The following is an 18,914-nucleotide window of genomic DNA, read 5'->3' as shown; positions in this document are numbered from 1 at the left end:
GTTTGGCGGAAACACGGTCGGAAAATAAGAAGTAAATACAACGGAAAAAAGAGGATTAAGAATTATGAAGATATTACTGGCGGCAGTGAATGCAAAATATATCCATTCCAACCTTGCCATCTACAGTTTAAAGGCATATGCGGATGTGGAAGAAGTGGAATTGGCAGAGTATACGATTAATCAGCAAAAAGATGAGATCCTTCGGGATCTTTATCTTAGGAAGCCGGATGTATTGTGCTTTTCCTGCTATATATGGAATATGGAATATGTTGAGACTTTAGTTCGGGAAATAGCAAAACTTTGTCCCCATCTTCCTATCTGGCTGGGAGGGCCGGAAGTGTCCTATGATGCGGCGGCAGTTCTTGAGAGACTTCCGGCGGTAAAAGGTGTGATGAAGGGAGAAGGAGAAGAAACGTTCGCACAGCTTTGCCGGATTTATCAAAAGGATTGGAATGATTGGGAAGAAGCAGATTGTAAGCTTTTGAAGATAGATGGAATTACGTTCCGACGGGAGCCTACACAGGGAGATCTTGACGGCGCAGAAGAGGCAACGGAGAAGATTATAGAAAATCCATGGCGGCCAGTGATGGATTTGAGTTGCATTCCTTTTGTTTATAAAGACATGGAAAAATTTCGGAATAAGATTATTTATTATGAGAGCAGCAGGGGGTGTCCGTTTTCCTGCAGTTACTGTCTTTCATCGGTGGACAAGCGGCTTCGGTTCCGGGATTTGGAACTGGTAAAGAGGGAACTTCAGTTTTTTATTGATCAGGAGGTTCCACAGGTGAAATTTGTGGATCGTACGTTCAACTGCCGCCATGAACATGCATTGGCAATTTGGCAGTATATAAAGGAACATGACCGGGGGATTACGAATTTCCATTTTGAGATAGCAGCGGATTTATTAAATGAAGAAGAATTGGAATTGCTTGGAAATATGCGGCCGGGGCTGGTACAGCTGGAGATCGGAATTCAGTCCACCAATCCTGATACCATTTGCGCTATCCGACGGACGATGGATTTTGAGAAGGTTAAGGGAGTGGTTGAGAGGATCAAATCCGGCGGAAATATCCACCAGCATTTGGATCTGATTGCGGGACTTCCTTATGAAGATATAGAAAGTTTTTCCCGTTCTTTTGACGAGGTGTACAGACTTCGCCCAGAGCAGCTGCAGCTTGGATTTTTGAAGGTGCTCAAAGGTTCCTATATGGAGGAAAAGCAGTCGGATTATGGATTGGTACACAAATCAGATCCACCCTATGAGGTACTTTATACAAAGTGGCTGTCCTATGAGGATGTGATTCTTTTGAAAGGCGTGGAAGAGATGGTGGAAGTATACTATAACAGTGGACAGTTTACAGACACGTTAGAAGCGTTGGCAGAAGAATTCCCATCGGCATTTGCGATGTATGAAGATCTGTGGCATTTCTATGAAATGAACGGCCTTTTGGGCGTACAGCACAAGCGGAGCAGCCGATATGAGATTTTGCTGTCCTTTATTCGGAAAGTTCTTCTAGAGAAGGTGGAGATTTACCGGGAGCGGCTTACGTATGATTATTACCTGCGTGAAAATGCAAAGACGAGACCTTCCTTTGCAGGAGAGTACCCGGTGGAGAAAGAGGTGCTTCGAGCCTTTTATGAAAGCGAAGAAAAGGAGCACCGGTATCTGCCGGCTTACACGTCTTATGACCGCAATCAAATGCGCAAGATGACACATATAGAATATTTTGCGGAAGAGGACAGATACATTCTGTTTGATTATCTGGAAAGAAGCCCTCTTGATCACCGGGCAAGGACCTGTGAAGTATCGGGATTGTTTCTTGCAAAAAAAACGCAAAGAGTATAAAATGTAGGAAAATACAAAAAGGCAGGATGCAAGGAAGGAAAACAAATGAATTTTAACAATAAGAAGACGAAGAGGATCGTGGCGATTATCATTCTTTTAGTTATTGCAGCAATGATCGCGACGATGGTGATTCCGTATCTGGTATAAGGTTGACGGATGAAGCCGATGCAGCAAAAAGAAATTATTTAAAGGGAAAGCCGATGGGAAAAGAGAGAGGAAAGGAAGCCAGGAAAAGAAAGATAAAGCACAAGAGTACGAGCCGGAAGCTAGAGATGAAACGGCGTAAACGGCGGCTGCTTGTTCTGAAGCTGACAGCGTTAGGGGCTGCAGTGGCGGCGATTGTTATAATGGCTGCCATGTATCGCTATGTGTCAAGGTATTCGGAAAAGGAAGTGGGACCGAATATTTATATCGGCAGTGTGAATGTTTCCGGAATGAATCAAAAGGAAGTGAAAGAGGCGCTGAAGAAGCATTTGGCGGAGGATCAGCAGGAGAAGGTGACGCTGAAAGTCGAAGATCAATCCGTGGAAACTTCCTGGGGAGAATTGGGTCTTAAGTATAAAGATCTCGACAAGCAGGTCCAGCATGCGGTGGAGTATGGCAGCAAAGGAAGCTTGTGGAGCAGGTTCTGGAAGATTCGAAGGCTGGAGAAAGAAAAGAAGGTATTAGAAGAAGTCTTGGAGTTGGATGATAAGATGGCTAAAGCAGTGATCAAGGAACAGGCAATCCCTCTTAGTACGCATGCGGTGGATGCAGCGCTTACGAAAAAGGGAGAGACGCTGGAAATTCAGCCGGAGAAAACAGGCAGGACGATAGACATTAAGAAGTCCATCTCTCAGATGGAGTCTTATTTAAACAACGAGTGGATACATAAAAAAACCTCGGTTGAATTGGTGCTGAAAGAAGAACTTCCGAAGGTAATGGCAAAAGATTTGAAAGACGTCAAAGATGAACTGGGCAGCTTTTCTACCGATGCCGGAGGCGGGCAGCGCTGGCAGAATCTTAAAAATGGTGTAGACCGTTTAAATGGAACGGTTTTGATGCCGGGAGAAGAGATTTCCGTATATCAGGAGACCGGACCTTATGATGCGGAGCATGGCTATGTAGAGGCGGGTTCCTATGAGAACGGACAGGTGGTAGATTCTTTTGGCGGAGGAATCTGTCAGGTATCGACTACCCTTTATAATGCAGTGCTTCTTGCAGAGCTGGAAGTGGTAGAACGCCACCCGCATTCTATGCTGGTTAATTATGTAGAACCGTCCAGAGATGCGGCGATTGCGACCGGGCTTTTGGACTTTCGGTTTAAGAATAATTACGATGCGCCAGTTTGCATTCTGGCAGAGATTGACGCGGCAAATCAGATGAAATTTGTTATTTACGGAAAAGATACCAGGGAAAAAGGAAGAACAATCAAGTTTGAAAGCGAGACGCTGACAACGGCGGAGGCGGGAAGTGTCTATCAGGAAAATCCGCAGGCGCCGCTTGGAAGCATGAAATACAGTGGAAGTCCTCATACAGGTAAAACGGCACAGCTGTGGAAGGTGATCTATAAGGATGGACAGGAAGTCAGCCGTGAGGTGATCAATCAGAGTACATACGCAAGAAGTGATCAGGTGGTCGAAGTGGGAACAGCGTCCGAAAATGCAGCGGCATCTGCACTGGTAAGGGAAGCTCTTGTAACACAGGATCAGGCGAAGATTGCAGCGGCGATCACTCAGGCACAGGCTATGGGAAGCCAAAGTGCGGGCGGAGCATCGAACCAGAACCAGGAAGACGCAAGTGGCGCAGCAGCGACAGGATCTGCGCAGTGACAGGAGGAAGAGGATGAAAAAAGAGATACAAGGAAGAAAAATTGTAACTGACACGGCGGTAGCATATGGGCAGTCCAAGAATACTGGACTGTATGCCCTGGCTGCCGCCGTCAATACATTATGGGCAGAAGGGGTGACGGACATCAGCGTGAAAGCGTCAGTATGTGTGCCGCCCTATGTGTACAAGTCCCGGCGAAATGGGATGATGAAGCTTTTGCAGGAGACGTGTCAGGAGTATGGGATTTGCTTAGAAGAGGAAGAAGGCATAACGGCAGCGGTGGTAACCGTACCGGAAGTGATTGTGACGGGAACCGGAATTACAGATGAAGGAAGCAGACCGGAGATTTTGCCAGGATGGGGAATTGTGCAGACTGGATGGCTTGGGATGAGTGGGATGCTTCAGGCAGCAGAAGAACGGAAGCAGGAGCTTAGCGGCTGGTTTTCACCGTCTTTTATGAAACAAATTTTGTCCTATCAGAAGGAACTCTTTGCAAAGAGTGTGTTGGAAGCGGCGGGATTATTGAAGACGAAAGAAGGGGAAAAGGTATCTTTCGTTAGACAGATTGGATCAGGCGGGATCCTTGCAGCACTTTGGAATCTTTCTAAAGAAACAAAATTAGGACTTGATATGAATATGAAAGCGTTTTCTATTTTGCAGGAGACGGTGGAAGTGTGTGAGTATTTTCGCCTGAATCCGTATCAGTTATCGTCTGTGGGAAGTTTTTTGATAGTTTCTGAAGACGCAGAAGGACTGGCGGAGCAGATTCTTGCGGCGGGAGGAAAAGCAAACGTCATTGGATCGCTTACGGACAGCCATGATAAGCTGATTCATAATGGAGAAGAGATTCGATATCTGGATCGTCCGGCCCCTGATGAGCTTTGGAAGATTTATCAGACAGATCTGGTGTAAAAGAGTATAGGAAAAAGAGTATAAGAATATAAAAAGAGTGTATAACTGTTAGGGATTCACAAAAGATAAAAAGAGGAGGAATTAATATGCTGAACATTGTGTTATACGAGCCGGAGATTCCGGCAAATACTGGAAATATCGGGCGCACCTGCGTGGCGACCAATACCCGTCTTCATCTGATCGAGCCTCTGGGATTTCGGCTGGATGAAAAAAGCCTGAAACGGGCAGGCATGGATTACTGGAAAGATCTGGATGTACAGACGTATATTGACTATAACGATTTTCTGGAACGAAATCCGGGTGCGAAGATTTATATGGCGACGACAAAGGCGCAGAAGGTGTATACGGAAGTGGAGTATGAGCCGGACTGCTATATTATGTTTGGAAAAGAGAGTGCCGGTATTCCGGAAGAGATTCTGGTTCATCACAAGGATACGTGTGTGCGGATTCCGATGATGGGGGAGATCCGTTCTTTGAATCTTGGAAATTCCGTTGCGGTTGTTCTCTATGAAGCTCTTCGGCAGAATGAATTTGCAGGGATGAATTTAGAGGGGCATCTCCATGAACTGAATTGGGAATAGAACCCCTATTTATAATAAGAAGAAATTGTTTGATTATTTGGTTAATTATATGTGCAACACGCGGTTAAAACTATAAAGAAACAATAAATTCCTAGACTTTTTGGAAAAAGCATATTATAATTCTAACTACAGATACTTTCAACAACAAGAGAGGTGGTGAACAAATGGTAGAAGAAACCATTAAAACCATCAAGGAGACGGAAAATGAAGCTGAAGAAATGATAAAAAAAGCGGATGCACAGTGTACCGATATCCTTGAACAGGCATCTGTGGAAGCCAGGGAATTGAAAGAACAGGCGGAAATGGATGCAAAAGCAAAGGCGGAAGCGGCGCTTGCGGCGGCAAAAGAAGCTGCAGACCACCTGGCGAAGCAAAAAGCGGTGGAAGTGGAGCAAGAGACTGCAGCAATGCGGGACGTAGCGCTTGGGAAAGAAAAAGAAGCAGTCCAGGCGGTAATGCAGGCTCTCGTCTGAAGAAGGCTGAACAGGTAAAGGAGGGATGTGGCTATGGCAGTATTGCAGATGCAACGAATAAGTATCTGCGCGCTGAAAAAAGACCGTAAGGCTATCTTGGAAAAGATACAGGCTCTGGGAATCATGGAGATGAACCAGATCGCCGATGTGGACGACGGCTTTGAGAAGATGGACACTATGGAAGCCAAAGTAAGCTTTGAAAGAAAAGCGCAGTTGGCAGAATCGGCATTGACGGTTTTGGAAACGTATGAACCGGAAAAGAAGTCGATGTTGTCCTCGCTGGAAGGCAAAAAACTTGTCGAAAAAGATGCGTTTAATCAGGTGGTTTCCGAACGGGACACTGTGATTGAAACGGCAGATTTGCTGGTGACATATAGTAAAGAGATAGCAGAGAAAAAAGCTGGTATTTTGAAACTGGAGAACCAGATCGAGTCGCTTAGTCCGTGGCTTGCACTTGATGTACCGATGGATGCGAAAGGTACGAAGAAAGTGGCAATGCTTTTGGGAACTATGCCGGGCGGAACAACCCTGGAATCTGTATATGAGCAGATTGCAGCGAAAGCTCCGGAGATAGAAGCTGTGGATGTGCAGATCATCAGCAGTGACAGAGATGCGGCCTATCTGGCTGTTTTTTGTTTAAGGCAGGAAGAAGCACAGGTTGAGGAAGTCTTACGAAGCGGTGGATTTTCCAGACCAGCTCAGAGTGTCGGAATGATTCCGGAAGAGGCGAAAGAAAGTCTTGAGGAAGAGATTCAAAAGCTAAAGTCGGAGATTGCAGATACGGAAGATGCGATTCGGGGCTATAAAGAGGACCGGGAGAAGCTGAAAGTGATCAGCGATTACTATCGCATCCGGGCAGAAAAGTATGAGGTGCTTGGTACGCTTCCACAGTCGCAGCGAACGTTTGTGATCAGTGGTTATGTGCCGGCAAAGGTCGTACCGGCGATTCAGAAAGCGATTGGAGATCGGTATGACTGCGCAGTAGATGTAGAAGATTTAAAGGAAGATGAAGAACCGCCGACGTTATTAAAGAACAATAGTTTTTCATCAAGTGTGGAAAGTGTGGTTGCTTCCTATGGTCTGCCGCACAAAGGTGAATTTGACCCGACGACGATTATGTCATTCTTCTATGTGTTTTTCTTTGGAATGATGTTGTCTGACGCGGCTTATGGCGCAATTATTGCAATCGGCTGTCTGATTGCATTAAAGAAATTCCCGCGGATGAGCAAGGGGATGCATGAATCTTTGAAAATGTTTATGTTCTGCGGAGTCTCCACCATGGTGTGGGGCATTCTGTTCGGTGGATATTTCGGCGATGTGGTGGATGTTGTGTCTAAGACATTTTTCGGACATCCGGTAACAATCAAGCCGTTGTGGTTTGCACCGCTTAATGATCCAATGAAGCTTTTGATTTATTCAATGGCATTCGGTGTGATTCACTTGTTTGTAGGTCTGGGAATCAAAGGCTATATGGAAATTAAGGCAGGAAAGATTCTGGATTTCTTCTGCGATGTAGTTCTTTGGTATGCATTTCTGATCGGACTTTTGTTAATGCTGATTCCGTCAGAGATTTTTGCATCCATCGCGCAGGCGCAGATTACATTCCCACCAGCGGTCAATGTGGCGGCAAAGGTACTGGCAATCGGCGGAGCGGTTGGACTTTTGTTGATGTCAGGAAGGGCGAACAAGAATCCGGCTCTAAGACTTGCGTTAGGAGCGTATGATATTTATAACATTACGGGATGGTTAAGTGATGTGCTGTCTTATTCTCGTTTGCTGGCGCTGGGGCTGGCAACCGGAGTTATTGCATCCGTTGTTAATCAGATGGGAAGTATGCTTGGAAAGAGTGTGGCAGGCGTGATTTTGTTTATCGTGGTATTTATTATCGGTCATGCAATGAATCTGGCAATTAACCTGCTGGGCGCATATGTCCACACCAACCGTCTTCAGTTTGTGGAATTCTTTGGGAAATTCTACGAAGGCGGTGGAAAACCATTCGAGCCATTTGAATCTGATACAAAATACGTAACCATTCAGGAAAGCGAAAATGCAGAATAAAGCTTTAGAAACAACATGTTTAAGGAGGAAAACATATTATGAGTATTTGGGATAATTTAGGTCTTGTATATGCATTATTAGGTGCAGCAATAGCAGTATTTCTTGCAGGAGCAGGATCTGCAATCGGTGTAGGAATCGCAGGTCAGGCGGCAGCAGGTGTTGTAACAGAGGATCCAAGTAAGTTCGCAAAGGTTTTGATTATGCAGCTTCTGCCTGGTACACAGGGGATCTACGGTCTGCTGGTTGGATTCTTGACACTTTCTAAAATTGGTCTTCTTGGCGGCGGCGCAGCACAGATTGATCCGCAGACAGGACTTCTGATTTTAGCGGCATGTCTTCCGATTGGTATTGTGGGTCTTATTTCCGGAAAGCATCAGGGAAAGACTTCCGCAGCGGCAATCGGCATCGTTGCTAAAAAACCGGATCAGTTCGGTAAAGCAATGCTGTTCCCTGCAATGGTTGAGACATATGCAATCCTGGCGCTCCTGATTTCTATTCTGTCTGTAACAGCAATTCAGGTTTAAAAATCAGGAAAAGAAAAGGAGTGCGAGGGCTATGACTGGATTAGATAAGATGAAAAGTCAGATCCTGAATGAAGCGAAGGCCGCGGCGGATGGAAAGGTTGCGGAAGCTAAAAGGCAGGCGGAAGAAATGATAAACCTCGCCAAGGAAGAGGCCGAAAAGAAGCGCGAAAGCATTTCCAGAAAATCGGAAGCAGATGTGCAGCGTTATCAGGAACGGACGGCATCGTCCATTGATTTACAGAGACGGACGAAACTTCTTGCGGCAAAGCAGGAAGTGATTGCAGAAGTTCTTGACAAGGCATATGAGAAGCTTTCCGGCATGGAAGAGGAAGAATATTTTGCCATGCTGCTGAAAATTCTTGTAAGGTACATGCTGCCGGAGGAAGGGGAAATTTTCTTTTCTGCAAAGGATCTGCAGAGAATGCCTTCCGGGTATGAAGAACAGATACAGAAGGTGGCACGCGAAAACGGCGGCGCGCTGACCCTGTCCAAAGAGGGAAGGCCGATTGAAAATGGCTTCGTTCTTGCCTATGGCGGAATTGAAGAGAACTGTACGCTAAGAGCAATGCTCGACGCGAAGAAAGACGAACTGTCCGATATGGTACATCGATTATTATTTTTGTAGGAGGCGCCCATGAGTGAAGAATATACCTATGCGGTCGCACGAATCAGGGCTCTGGAAGTTTCCCTGTTCTCCAACAGTACCATCGATCAGCTGATTGCCTGCCAGGATTACAGGCAGTGTCTCCAGTTTCTGGAAGAAAAGGGCTGGGGAGACAGTGAGACAGCCGGAAATGCGGAAGCTATACTGACCAGAGAAGAAGAGAAAATCTGGGAAGTGGTACAGGAGTTGTCCATTGGAATGGAAAACTTTGATGTATTGTCCTATCCGAAACTGTTTCACAATCTGAAGGCGGCAATTAAGGCGGTGTGTACGCAGGAGAAGAACCGGCATATTTTCTATGAGGATGTCAAGATCCCCGGAAAAGAGATGCTGGAAATTATACAGGAGAAGAACTTCGGCAAGCTTCCGGCGCAGATGCAGCATGCAGCGGAAGAAGCTTATGAGAAACTGCTTCAGACCGGAGACGGTCAGTTGTGCGATGTGATTATCGACAAAGCGGCGCTTGAAGCGGTGTATGAAGCCGGGAAAGTATCCGGGGAGCCGATTATCCGAGACTATGCAGAGTCTACGGTAGCGGTGGCGGATATCAAGATTGCCGTGCGATCACAGAAGACCGCAAAATCAATAGAATTTATGCAGCGGGCGATGGCGGAATGTGACAGCATCAGCGTAGATCAGCTTTCAAAAGCCGCTCTTAGCGGGATGGATGCAATCTGTGACTACCTGCGCGGAACAGCCTATGTAGAAGGAGCGGAAGCGTTGGCGGAATCAGCATCCGCATTTGAGCGCTGGTGTGACAACCGTATTATTGAGACGATTAGTCCGCAGAAATACAATGCATTTACGATAGGGCCGGTCATTGCCTATGTAATTGCAAGACAGAACGAGATTAAAACGGTACGGATCATCCTTTCTGGTAAACAAAACGATTTACCGGAAGAATCCATCCGGGAAAGGGTAAGGGAGATGTATGTATAGGATAGCAGTCATTGGGGATTATGACAGCATCTACGGCTTCGCTGCTCTGGGGCTTGATACGTTTCCGGTAACTGCCCATGAAGAAGCCGTAGAATTGCTTCATAGGCTTGCGGCGGAAGGATATGGAATTATTTATATTACAGAAGCCTGGATGGCGGAATTGAAACAAGAAGCAGCAAAGTATCAGGATCAGGTGATACCGGCAATTATTCAGATACCGGGAATCGCAGGAAATACCGGCGCAGGAGTTGCAGGCGTTAAGAAGTCTGTAGAAGTAGCCGTCGGCTCTGATATTCTGTTTGGTGATGACTAAGCCGAAAGATGGCATAAGAAAAGAAAATAAAAAGTAAGGAGTGTGATTTGTCCGTTATGAGTAGTACAGGTACAATTAAAAAAGTAGCAGGACCGCTGGTAATTGCGTCCGGAATGCGCGACGCGAACATGTCCGACGTTGTACGTGTCAGCGACAAACGTCTGATCGGAGAGATCATTGAGATGCACGGTGACGAGGCGTCTATTCAGGTATATGAAGAGACATCAGGACTGGGACCGGGAGAACCGGTGGAATCCACTGGGGCGCCAATGTCCGTAGAGCTGGGACCAGGCCTTATCACAAGCATTTATGATGGAATTCAGCGTCCGCTTGACGATATTATGAAGATTTCAGGAAATAACCTGCAGCGTGGAGTTGAGGTTGCATCTCTGAAGCGAGATAAAAAATGGGAATTTGTTCCGGTGGCAAAGGTTGGAGATGAAGTAGAAGCAGGAGATGTGCTTGGTACCGTTCAGGAAACCGCTGTTGTGGAACAGAAAATTATGGTACCGTACGGTGTGGCTGGTACGGTGAAGGAAATCAAAGCCGGTGAATTTACGGTAGAAGAAGTGGTGGCAGTCGTTTCCACAAAAGATGGGGACAAAGAATTGACGATGATGCAGAAATGGCCGGTTCGTAAAGGCCGTCCATATGTGAAGAAGCTGCCGCTTGACGCACCGCTTGTAACAGGACAGCGTGTCGTTGATACCTTCTTCCCGATTGCAAAGGGCGGAGTGGCAGCCGTTCCGGGACCGTTCGGAAGTGGTAAGACAGTGATTCAGCACCAGCTTGCGAAATGGGCAGAAGCGGACATTGTGGTTTATATTGGATGCGGAGAACGTGGAAATGAGATGACGGACGTTCTAAATGAATTTCCGGAATTGAAGGATCCAAAAACAGGCCGTTCCTTGATGGAAAGAACGGTTTTGATTGCCAATACTTCAGATATGCCGTTCGCAGCACGTGAGGCGTCTATTTATACAGGTATTACGATTGCAGAATATTTCCGTGATATGGGATATTCCGTAGCGCTTATGGCAGATTCCACCTCTCGATGGGCGGAGGCGCTTAGAGAGATGTCCGGTCGTTTGGAAGAAATGCCTGGTGAGGAAGGTTATCCGGCATACTTAGGCTCTCGTCTGGCAGAATTTTACGAGAGAGCCGGACGTGTACAGTCTCTTGGAAAAGATGCAAGAGAAGGTTCCTTATCCGTTATCGGAGCGGTATCTCCTCCGGGTGGTGATACTTCAGAACCGGTATCTCAGGCAACGCTTCGAATCGTAAAAGTATTCTGGGGACTGGATTCTGCGTTGGCTTATAAGAGACATTTCCCGGCAATTAACTGGCTGACCAGTTACTCTTTGTATCTTGACAATATGCAGGGCTGGTTTAATAGTGTGGTTGCAGAAGACTGGATGAGCGACCGACAGAGAATGATGAGCCTTTTGACCGAAGAGGCGGCTTTGGAAGAAATCGTTCAGATGGTAGGTATGGATGCATTATCACCGTCTGACCGTCTGAAAATGGAAGCTGCAAGATCGATTCGTGAGGACTTTCTGCATCAGAACTCCTTCCATGAAGTGGATACTTACACCCCGCTTCGGAAACAGTATCTGATGATGAAACTGGTGCTTGCATTCTACGATCAGGCAAATGAAGCGCTTGCGAAAGGCGCATCCATGAAAAAGCTTCTGGTGATGGACGTTAGAGAGAGAATCGGCCGTTACAAGTATACGGCAGTTGAGAATATCGAGACCGAATACGAGAAGATTATGAGTGAGTTAAAAGAAGAAATCGCAGGAACGATCGGGAAGGAGGACTTCTAACCATGCCAAAAGAATATAGAACTATACAGGAAGTTGCCGGACCGCTGATGATGGTAAAAGGTGTCGAAGGCGTTACCTTTGACGAACTGGGAGAGATTGAACTTGCAAGCGGCGAAAAACGCCGCTGTAAGGTGCTGGAAGTGGATGGCGACAGTGTCGTAGTACAGCTTTATGAAAATGCGGCTGGTATCAACTTAAGTAACAGTAAGGTGCGTTTTCTTGGAAGAACCATGGAGCTTGGCGTATCCGGCGATATGCTGGGGCGTGTCTTTGATGGATTGGGACGTCCGATTGACGATGGTCCGGAGATCTTACCAGAGGAAAGAAGAGATATCAACGGACTTCCTATGAATCCGGCGGCACGTGTATATCCAGAGGAGTTTATCCAGACAGGTGTATCTGCGATTGATGGACTGAATACACTGGTACGTGGACAAAAATTGCCGATTTTCTCTTGTTCTGGTCTGCCGCATTCACAGCTTGCTGCGCAGATCGCAAGGCAGGCAAAGGTGCGTGGAACAGATGAGAAATTCGCGGTTGTATTTGCGGCCATGGGTATTACGTTTGAAGAGTCTAACTACTTTATTGAATCCTTTAAAGAGACCGGAGCAATTGATCGAACCGTTCTCTTTATCAACCTGGCAAATGATCCGGCTGTAGAGCGTATTTCCACACCTCGTATGGCGCTGACCGCAGCAGAATATCTGGCGTTTGAAAAAGATATGCACGTATTGGTTATTCTGACGGATATTACCAACTATGCAGATGCGCTCCGTGAGATTTCAGCAGCGAAAAAAGAAGTGCCTGGACGTCGTGGATATCCAGGATATATGTATACAGACCTTGCAACCATGTATGAGAGAGCCGGACGCCAGAAAGGAAAGAACGGAAGTATTACCATGATTCCAATTCTGACCATGCCGGAAGATGATAAGACTCATCCAATCCCGGACCTTACAGGATACATTACAGAGGGACAGGTAATCTTAAGCCGTGAGTTATACCGGAAAGGTTTACAGCCGCCGATCGATGTACTGCCATCCTTGTCACGTCTGAAAGATAAGGGAATCGGCGAAGGAAAGACCAGAGCTGACCATTCCAATACCATGAACCAGCTGTTTGCAGCTTATTCTCGTGGTAAGGATGCCAAAGAATTAATGACCATCCTCGGCGAGGCGGCGTTAACCGAAATTGATTTGAAATACGCTGAGTTTGCAGAAGCATTCGAGAAGGAATATGTATCCCAGGGATACAACACAGACCGTTCTATTGAAGAGACACTAGAAATTGGCTGGAGACTCCTGTCAATGCTTCCTAGAGCAGAGCTGAAACGTATCGACGATAAATTCTTAGATCAATATTATGGAAAGCAATAAGCCATGCGCAGATGTACAGAAACAGCCGTTGCATGCTTGCATGTAAATGGATGTTTCTGTACAGTTGCATAGGGCGACTGCCCACAGCGAGAAGACGCGAAGCGGCTTCGAGCTGAGCATGGCGTAAGAATTGCATAGGGGCGTAAGCTCCAAGCTCGAAGAAGGAGGGTAAAGATGGCTAAAAAGCAGATTACTCCTACCAGAATGGAATTGACTAGAACCAAGAAAAAACTCGTCACCGCCAGAAGGGGACATAAACTCCTGAAGGATAAGCGAGATGAGTTGATGCGTCAGTTTTTGGATCTGGTGAAGGAGAATATGGCACTTCGTAAAAAAGTAGAGGCCGGAATCCTTTCTGCAAACAAGAATTTTGTCATTGCAAAAGCTGGTATGGATGAAGCGACATTGAATACGGCATTGATGGCGCCGAAGCAGGAGGTCAGTCTTTCTGTGGGACAAAAAAATGTTATGAGTGTTGATATTCCAGTCTTTGAGACAAAGACAAGAACTGCAGACGCAAATGATATCTATTCCTATGGATTTGCATTTACATCAAGTGATTTGGATGGTGCAGTGAAGTCTTTGGCAGATATTTTGCCGGATATGTTGAAGCTTGCAGAGACGGAAAAAGCATGTCAGCTGATGGCGGCGGAAATTGAAAAGACCAGACGCCGTGTGAATGCGTTGGAACATGTGACGATTCCGGAGGCTCAGGAAACGATCAAATATATTACCATGAAGCTGGATGAGAACGAAAGAAGTTCTCAGATTCGACTGATGAAGGTAAAAGATATGATGTTGGAAGAAGCACATCATTATAGCGAAAGAGCCTGATAAGCGAATAGAAAAAGAAGAGAAAAGATAAAGGGAGAGCTTTGCGCCTAAATGGTGCAAGGCTCTTGTTAAAATGAATGGATGAAAGGGCGAAGACTATGGAGTACGTTAGCAGTTATATATCACCCCTTGGCAAGATGCTGCTGGCAGCAGATGATAAAGGGCTGACTGGCGCATGGTTTGAGGGGCAGAAGTATTTTGCCCGTGGTTTAGGCAGCGAATATGAGGAGCGTAAGCTTCCTCTTTTTAAAGATGTGAAATGCTGGCTGGATCTTTATTTTTCCGGTCAGGAGCCGAAGCTTCAAATTCCAATTCATCTGATTGGAACAAGTTTTCAGCAGGAAGTGTGGGAGCTCCTTTGCGAAATTCCTTATGGAGAAACGAGGACATATGGAGAAATAGCGGCAAAGCTCGCGAAAAGACGAGGGGGTGTCAGCATGTCGGCGCAGGCGGTAGGCGGTGCAGTTGGGCATAATCCGATCCCTGTGATTGTTCCGTGTCACAGAGTCTTGGGAGCTGGGGGAAGCTTGACCGGTTATGCCGGAGGCGTTGAAAGAAAACGGAAGCTGTTGGAGTTAGAAGGCGTATTAAGCGAAGCAGTGCAAAGTGACCGAAGAGGATAGAGATGCATATACTAACATTGAGCAGTATTGGTGGGAGTGTGGCTATAAATGGAAGAACGGTTGCCTTATTATATGGTGTATCCTATGCCGCTTATGTATGACGATGAGAAAAAGAACCGCAGGGATTATGAGTATATGAAGAGCTTGTATCCTAAGACTGCAAAGCGTCTGCTTCCATACGTGGAAGAGGAGTGTGACCGCCTGGAATATACGGCGAGTATGATGTATGATGAATGCCCGGATCTTCTGCAGCTTCGTCTTTTGTGCAGGCGGATTGGGAAGCGGGTGCAGGAAGAGGAAGAACTGGATGAAATCTGGGAGGAGGAACAGCTTGAAGATCTGATTCAGGTAATGACCTATCAGGAATTGTGCAGGAGAAGGCAGGAAGAACGCGCACGAAGAAAGAAATATTTCTGACAAAAGAAGGGAAAAATAATCGCTGTTTTGTGAGCGATTATTTTTTTCGTTGCCTTTTTCGTGATTATGAACAACGATTACCGCTATTTAATTGTAAATGTTTCCTTGCGGTGTCTTGCGGCATATGATAGAATATATAGACGGTTCAGCGGGGAATATCAGGCTGGCTGGGCTGTAATTTTACAAAAGGGGAGGCATCTATATGGATAATATTGTATTTATCGGAATGCCGGCAGTTGGTAAAAGTACAGTGGGAGTAATCGTTGCAAAACGGCTGGGGTATCATTTTGTCGATACCGATATTCTGATTCAGGAAGAAGAAAAAATGCTGTTGAAAGATATTATCGCCGAGCGGGGAATTGAAGGATTTCTCGAAGTAGAGGATCGGGTGAATGCAGAACTTGACGTGCATCATGCAGTAATTTCGCCCGGAGGCAGTGTGGTATATTGTGAGAATGCAATGAGACATTACAAAGAAATCGGAACGATTGTATATCTTCAGGCATCTTATGATACAATAAATAGAAGAATACAAAACGCGAAGAACCGGGGAGTTGTGCTTAGAGACGGACAGACCTTGAAAGATCTGTACGATGAGAGAGTGCAGTTGTTTGAAAAATATGCAGATATTACGATCTGTGAAGATGGCTTGCGATTGGAAGATACGATTCAGAAAGTGCTGGACGTATTGCATACATAAAGAATATTGGATTGGTATTGGAACTGGTAAAATATTACGGATTAGTTACATAAATGTAAAAAATATTTTACAAATATGGATTCTATGATATAATAATCTAGAATATGATTGGAAATTAGAGCAAATATTGAGGTGCAATATGGAACAATATATTATAAAAGGCGGTCATCCGCTGGTAGGAGAAGTGGAGATCGGCGGTGCAAAGAATGCGGCACTTGCAATTCTTGCAGCAGCAATTATGACAGATGAGACAGTAACCATTGACAATCTTCCGGATGTAAATGATATCAATGTGCTTTTGGATGCCATTGCCGGAATCGGAGCAAACGTCTATCGGGTTGACAGACATACTGTCAAAATTAATGGAAAAAGCATTACTGATGTTGACATCGAGTATGATTATATAAAGAAAATTCGGGCGTCCTATTATCTTTTGGGAGCGCTTCTTGGAAAATATAAACGTGCAGAGGTAGCGCTTCCGGGAGGATGCAATATTGGAAGCAGACCGATTGACCAGCATTTGAAGGGATTTCGGGCGCTCGGCGCGGAAGTGGATATTGAGCATGGAAAGATTATGGCAGAGGCAGAGCGCCTGACTGGAAAGCATATCTACTTTGACGTGGTAAGTGTTGGAGCAACGATCAATGTGATGATGGCTGCAACGATGGCAGAAGGGATTACAATTCTGGAGAACGTTGCGAAAGAGCCTCATGTTGTTGACGTGGCAAACTTCCTGAACAGTATGGGAGCCAACATCAGAGGAGCAGGAACGGACGTAATTAAGATCCGTGGAGTACAGCGCCTTCATGGAACGGAGTATTCTGTGATTCCGGACCAGATCGAGGCGGGAACATTTATGTTTGCGGCTGCGGCAACGAAGGGTGACGTAACCGTATTAAATGTGATTCCAAAGCATTTGGAAGCAACGATTGCCAAATTGGTAGAGATTGGCTGTGAAGTAGAAGAATTTGACGACGCAGTACGCGTGGTTTCTAAAGGGGATCTGACCAGTACCCATGTAAAGACATTGCCATATCCTGGCTTCCCAACGGATATGCAGCCTCAGATTGGTGTGACGCTGGCACTTTGTAAGGGAACCAGCACGATTACCGAGAGTATTTTTGAAAATCGTTTCAAATATCTGGATGAGCTTGCTCGGATGGGAGCAAATGTGAAGGTTGAGAGCAATTCTGCTACCATTGAAGGCGTGGAGAAGTTCTCAGGAGCAAGAGTGAGCGCGCCGGATCTGCGTGCGGGAGCAGCGCTTTGCATTGCCGGACTTGCAACGGATGGAATTACAATCGTAGATGACATCGTGTATATTCAGAGAGGATACGAGCGGTTTGAAGAGAAGCTTCGCGGTCTTGGCGGCGTGATCGAAAAGGTTGAGACAGAACGGGATATTCAGAAGTTCAAACTGAAGGTTAGTTAGTAGACTTTCCGGTTGATTGCGGAAGGTTAGTTAGATTTTCCGATTGATTAGGGAAATAGGTATTGACAATACGAATAAAAGCGTGTAGAGTCTTAGGCGTACATATACAAGATGTACGGGAGACGAATCATAAATAAGACTTTCTCTTATTCAGAGCAGTGGAGATACAAAGGATCTGAGAAGCTGCGGCAACCCCATGTTGTGGAAGGTGCCAACCTGAGCGAGTAATCGAACAATAAGAGGATTGATTTATAGAGAATATAAAGCAGTCCGCTTAAGCGGACTGTTTTTTTCGCTGCAAGGATCTGTCCAAAGAGAAAGCACAAAAAGACACCCAAACTGGTGTGAAAGGAGAACGAAAGATGGAAAAAAGATTATTTACATCCGAATCAGTAACCGAAGGTCATCCGGATAAGATCTGTGATCAGATTTCGGACGCAGTTCTGGATGCGCTTATGGAGCAAGACCCAATGAGCCGTGTGGCATGTGAGACTGCAATTACAACAGGACTCGTGTTGGTTATGGGAGAGATTACCACGAATGCATATGTGGATATTCAGAAAATTGTAAGAGATACGGTAGATGAGATTGGATATAACCGTGGAAAATATGGATTCGATGCACATACCTGTGGTGTGATTACAGCAATCGATGAACAGTCTTCCGATATTGCTATGGGAGTAGATAAAGCATTGGAAGCAAAAGAGCGCACGATGTCCGATGAGGAACTGGAAGCGATCGGAGCTGGCGATCAGGGAATGATGTTCGGTTATGCGACTGATGAGACGCCAGAGCTGATGCCTTATCCAAGTGCACTTGCACAGAAGCTGGCAAGAAGATTGACAGAAGTCAGAAAAGATGGAACCTTGCCATATCTTCGTCCGGATGGCAAGACACAGGTAACGGTAGAGTATGATGAGGAAGGGGTTCCGACAAGATTAGATGCTGTCGTACTCTCTACCCAGCATGATCCAGAGGTTACGCAGGAGCAGATTCACGAAGATATTAAGAAACATGTATTTGATGTGACTATTCCGGCAGGAATGGTGGATGATCAGACCAAGTTTTTCATTAATCCGACAGGAAGATTTGTGATCGGTGGTCCTCACGGCGACAGCGGATTGACAGGACGTAAGATTATCGTAGATACCTACGGTGGAATGGCGCGTCATGGCGGAGGAGCATTTTCTGGAAAGGATTGCACGAAGGTGGATCGATCTGCGGCGTATGCAGCGCGTTATGTTGCAAAGAATATTGTTGCGGCAGGAATTGCAAAGAAATGCGAGATCCAGTTGTCTTATGCAATCGGCGTGGCACATCCGACCTCTATTATGATTGACACCTTTGGCACAGGTAAGATTTCCGAAGAGAAGCTGGTAGACATCGTAAGAGAGAACTTTGACTTGAGACCGGCAGGTATCATTAAGATGTTGGATTTGAGAAGACCGATTTATAAACAGACAGCAGCGTATGGACATTTCGGAAGAAATGACCTGGATCTTCCATGGGAAAAAGTGGATAAAGTGGATAATTTAAGAAAATATCTTTAAAAAAGGGACAGGGTAATTTTCATTCGGGACGGAGTTT

General features: G+C 45.8%; 18 protein-coding genes and 1 riboswitch. All 18 genes read left to right on the top strand.

Features of this window, described 5'->3' with window-relative positions; translation table 11 throughout:
• The first annotated feature begins 64 nt into the window (after positions 1–64).
• The 18 genes from WKT00_RS07825 (at position 65) to metK (ending at position 18,877) form a co-directional block, all read left to right on the top strand.
• Positions 65–1,846 carry a B12-binding domain-containing radical SAM protein gene (locus WKT00_RS07825; protein WP_340262726.1) on the top strand — a complete coding sequence of 594 codons (1,782 nt, stop codon included), beginning with the start codon at positions 65–67 and terminating at the stop codon, positions 1,844–1,846.
• Positions 1,847–2,118: 272 nt separating this feature from the next.
• The gene (locus WKT00_RS07820; protein WP_340262723.1) at positions 2,119–3,657 is read left to right on the top strand and encodes a VanW family protein; all 1,539 of its coding nucleotides are present in this window, start codon (positions 2,119–2,121) and stop codon (positions 3,655–3,657) included.
• A 13-nt stretch (positions 3,658–3,670) separates the two neighbouring features.
• Positions 3,671–4,567 (top strand): AIR synthase-related protein, encoded by an 897-nt coding sequence (locus WKT00_RS07815; RefSeq protein WP_101695183.1) that lies wholly within the window; start codon positions 3,671–3,673, stop codon positions 4,565–4,567.
• A gap of 86 nt (positions 4,568–4,653) precedes the next feature.
• A complete protein-coding gene (locus tag WKT00_RS07810; protein WP_340262719.1) occupies positions 4,654–5,148 on the top strand; it encodes a tRNA (cytidine(34)-2'-O)-methyltransferase in 495 nt (164 codons plus the stop codon).
• Between the two features lie 164 nt (positions 5,149–5,312).
• The gene (locus WKT00_RS07805; RefSeq protein WP_340262716.1) at positions 5,313–5,621 is read left to right on the top strand and encodes a hypothetical protein; all 309 of its coding nucleotides are present in this window, start codon (positions 5,313–5,315) and stop codon (positions 5,619–5,621) included.
• A 33-nt stretch (positions 5,622–5,654) separates the two neighbouring features.
• Positions 5,655–7,679 carry a V-type ATP synthase subunit I gene (locus tag WKT00_RS07800; protein ID WP_340262713.1) on the top strand — a complete coding sequence of 675 codons (2,025 nt, stop codon included), beginning with the start codon at positions 5,655–5,657 and terminating at the stop codon, positions 7,677–7,679.
• Positions 7,680–7,717: 38 nt separating this feature from the next.
• Positions 7,718–8,203 carry a V-type ATP synthase subunit K gene (locus WKT00_RS07795; RefSeq protein WP_101695179.1) on the top strand — a complete coding sequence of 162 codons (486 nt, stop codon included), beginning with the start codon at positions 7,718–7,720 and terminating at the stop codon, positions 8,201–8,203.
• 31 nt (positions 8,204–8,234) lie between these two features.
• Positions 8,235–8,828, top strand: coding sequence for a V-type ATP synthase subunit E (locus WKT00_RS07790; protein ID WP_173814785.1), 594 nt, complete (start codon positions 8,235–8,237; stop codon positions 8,826–8,828).
• A 9-nt stretch (positions 8,829–8,837) separates the two neighbouring features.
• Positions 8,838–9,806, top strand: coding sequence for a V0D/AC39 family V-type ATPase subunit (locus tag WKT00_RS07785; RefSeq protein ID WP_101695177.1), 969 nt, complete (start codon positions 8,838–8,840; stop codon positions 9,804–9,806).
• Positions 9,799–10,119: a V-type ATP synthase subunit F gene (locus WKT00_RS07780; protein ID WP_340262706.1), complete on the top strand. Its 321-nt coding sequence runs from the start codon at positions 9,799–9,801 to the stop codon at positions 10,117–10,119. Before WKT00_RS07785 ends, WKT00_RS07780 begins: the two co-directional genes overlap by 8 nt.
• A gap of 56 nt (positions 10,120–10,175) precedes the next feature.
• Complete coding sequence (locus WKT00_RS07775; protein ID WP_340262704.1) at positions 10,176–11,945, top strand: V-type ATP synthase subunit A; 1,770 nt, start codon at positions 10,176–10,178, stop codon at positions 11,943–11,945.
• Between the two features lie 2 nt (positions 11,946–11,947).
• Complete coding sequence (locus tag WKT00_RS07770; protein WP_101695174.1) at positions 11,948–13,321, top strand: V-type ATP synthase subunit B; 1,374 nt, start codon at positions 11,948–11,950, stop codon at positions 13,319–13,321.
• Between the two features lie 174 nt (positions 13,322–13,495).
• Positions 13,496–14,155, top strand: coding sequence for a V-type ATP synthase subunit D (locus WKT00_RS07765; RefSeq protein ID WP_101695173.1), 660 nt, complete (start codon positions 13,496–13,498; stop codon positions 14,153–14,155).
• A gap of 98 nt (positions 14,156–14,253) precedes the next feature.
• Positions 14,254–14,778 carry a methylated-DNA--[protein]-cysteine S-methyltransferase gene (locus tag WKT00_RS07760; protein WP_340262701.1) on the top strand — a complete coding sequence of 175 codons (525 nt, stop codon included), beginning with the start codon at positions 14,254–14,256 and terminating at the stop codon, positions 14,776–14,778.
• 48 nt (positions 14,779–14,826) lie between these two features.
• The gene (locus tag WKT00_RS07755; RefSeq protein WP_101695171.1) at positions 14,827–15,195 is read left to right on the top strand and encodes a hypothetical protein; all 369 of its coding nucleotides are present in this window, start codon (positions 14,827–14,829) and stop codon (positions 15,193–15,195) included.
• A gap of 202 nt (positions 15,196–15,397) precedes the next feature.
• Positions 15,398–15,895, top strand: a complete 498-nt coding sequence (locus WKT00_RS07750) for a shikimate kinase (protein WP_101695170.1) — start codon at positions 15,398–15,400, stop codon at positions 15,893–15,895.
• 139 nt (positions 15,896–16,034) lie between these two features.
• Positions 16,035–17,327, top strand: coding sequence for a UDP-N-acetylglucosamine 1-carboxyvinyltransferase (locus WKT00_RS07745; RefSeq protein ID WP_101695169.1), 1,293 nt, complete (start codon positions 16,035–16,037; stop codon positions 17,325–17,327).
• A 143-nt stretch (positions 17,328–17,470) separates the two neighbouring features.
• A riboswitch (SAM riboswitch) is annotated at positions 17,471–17,569 on the top strand.
• Between the two features lie 120 nt (positions 17,570–17,689).
• Positions 17,690–18,877, top strand: a complete 1,188-nt coding sequence (metK, locus tag WKT00_RS07740) for a methionine adenosyltransferase (RefSeq protein WP_101695168.1) — start codon at positions 17,690–17,692, stop codon at positions 18,875–18,877.
• Positions 18,878–18,914: the final 37 nt, after the last annotated feature.

Origin of the sequence: Dorea sp. ICN-14282, assembly GCF_037890115.1 — a bacterium.
Lineage (GTDB): Bacteria > Bacillota > Clostridia > Lachnospirales > Lachnospiraceae > Dorea_B > Dorea_B phocaeensis.
The sequence above is the reverse complement of the archived record's forward strand: the minus strand, read 5'-3'. Positions and strand labels throughout refer to the sequence as shown.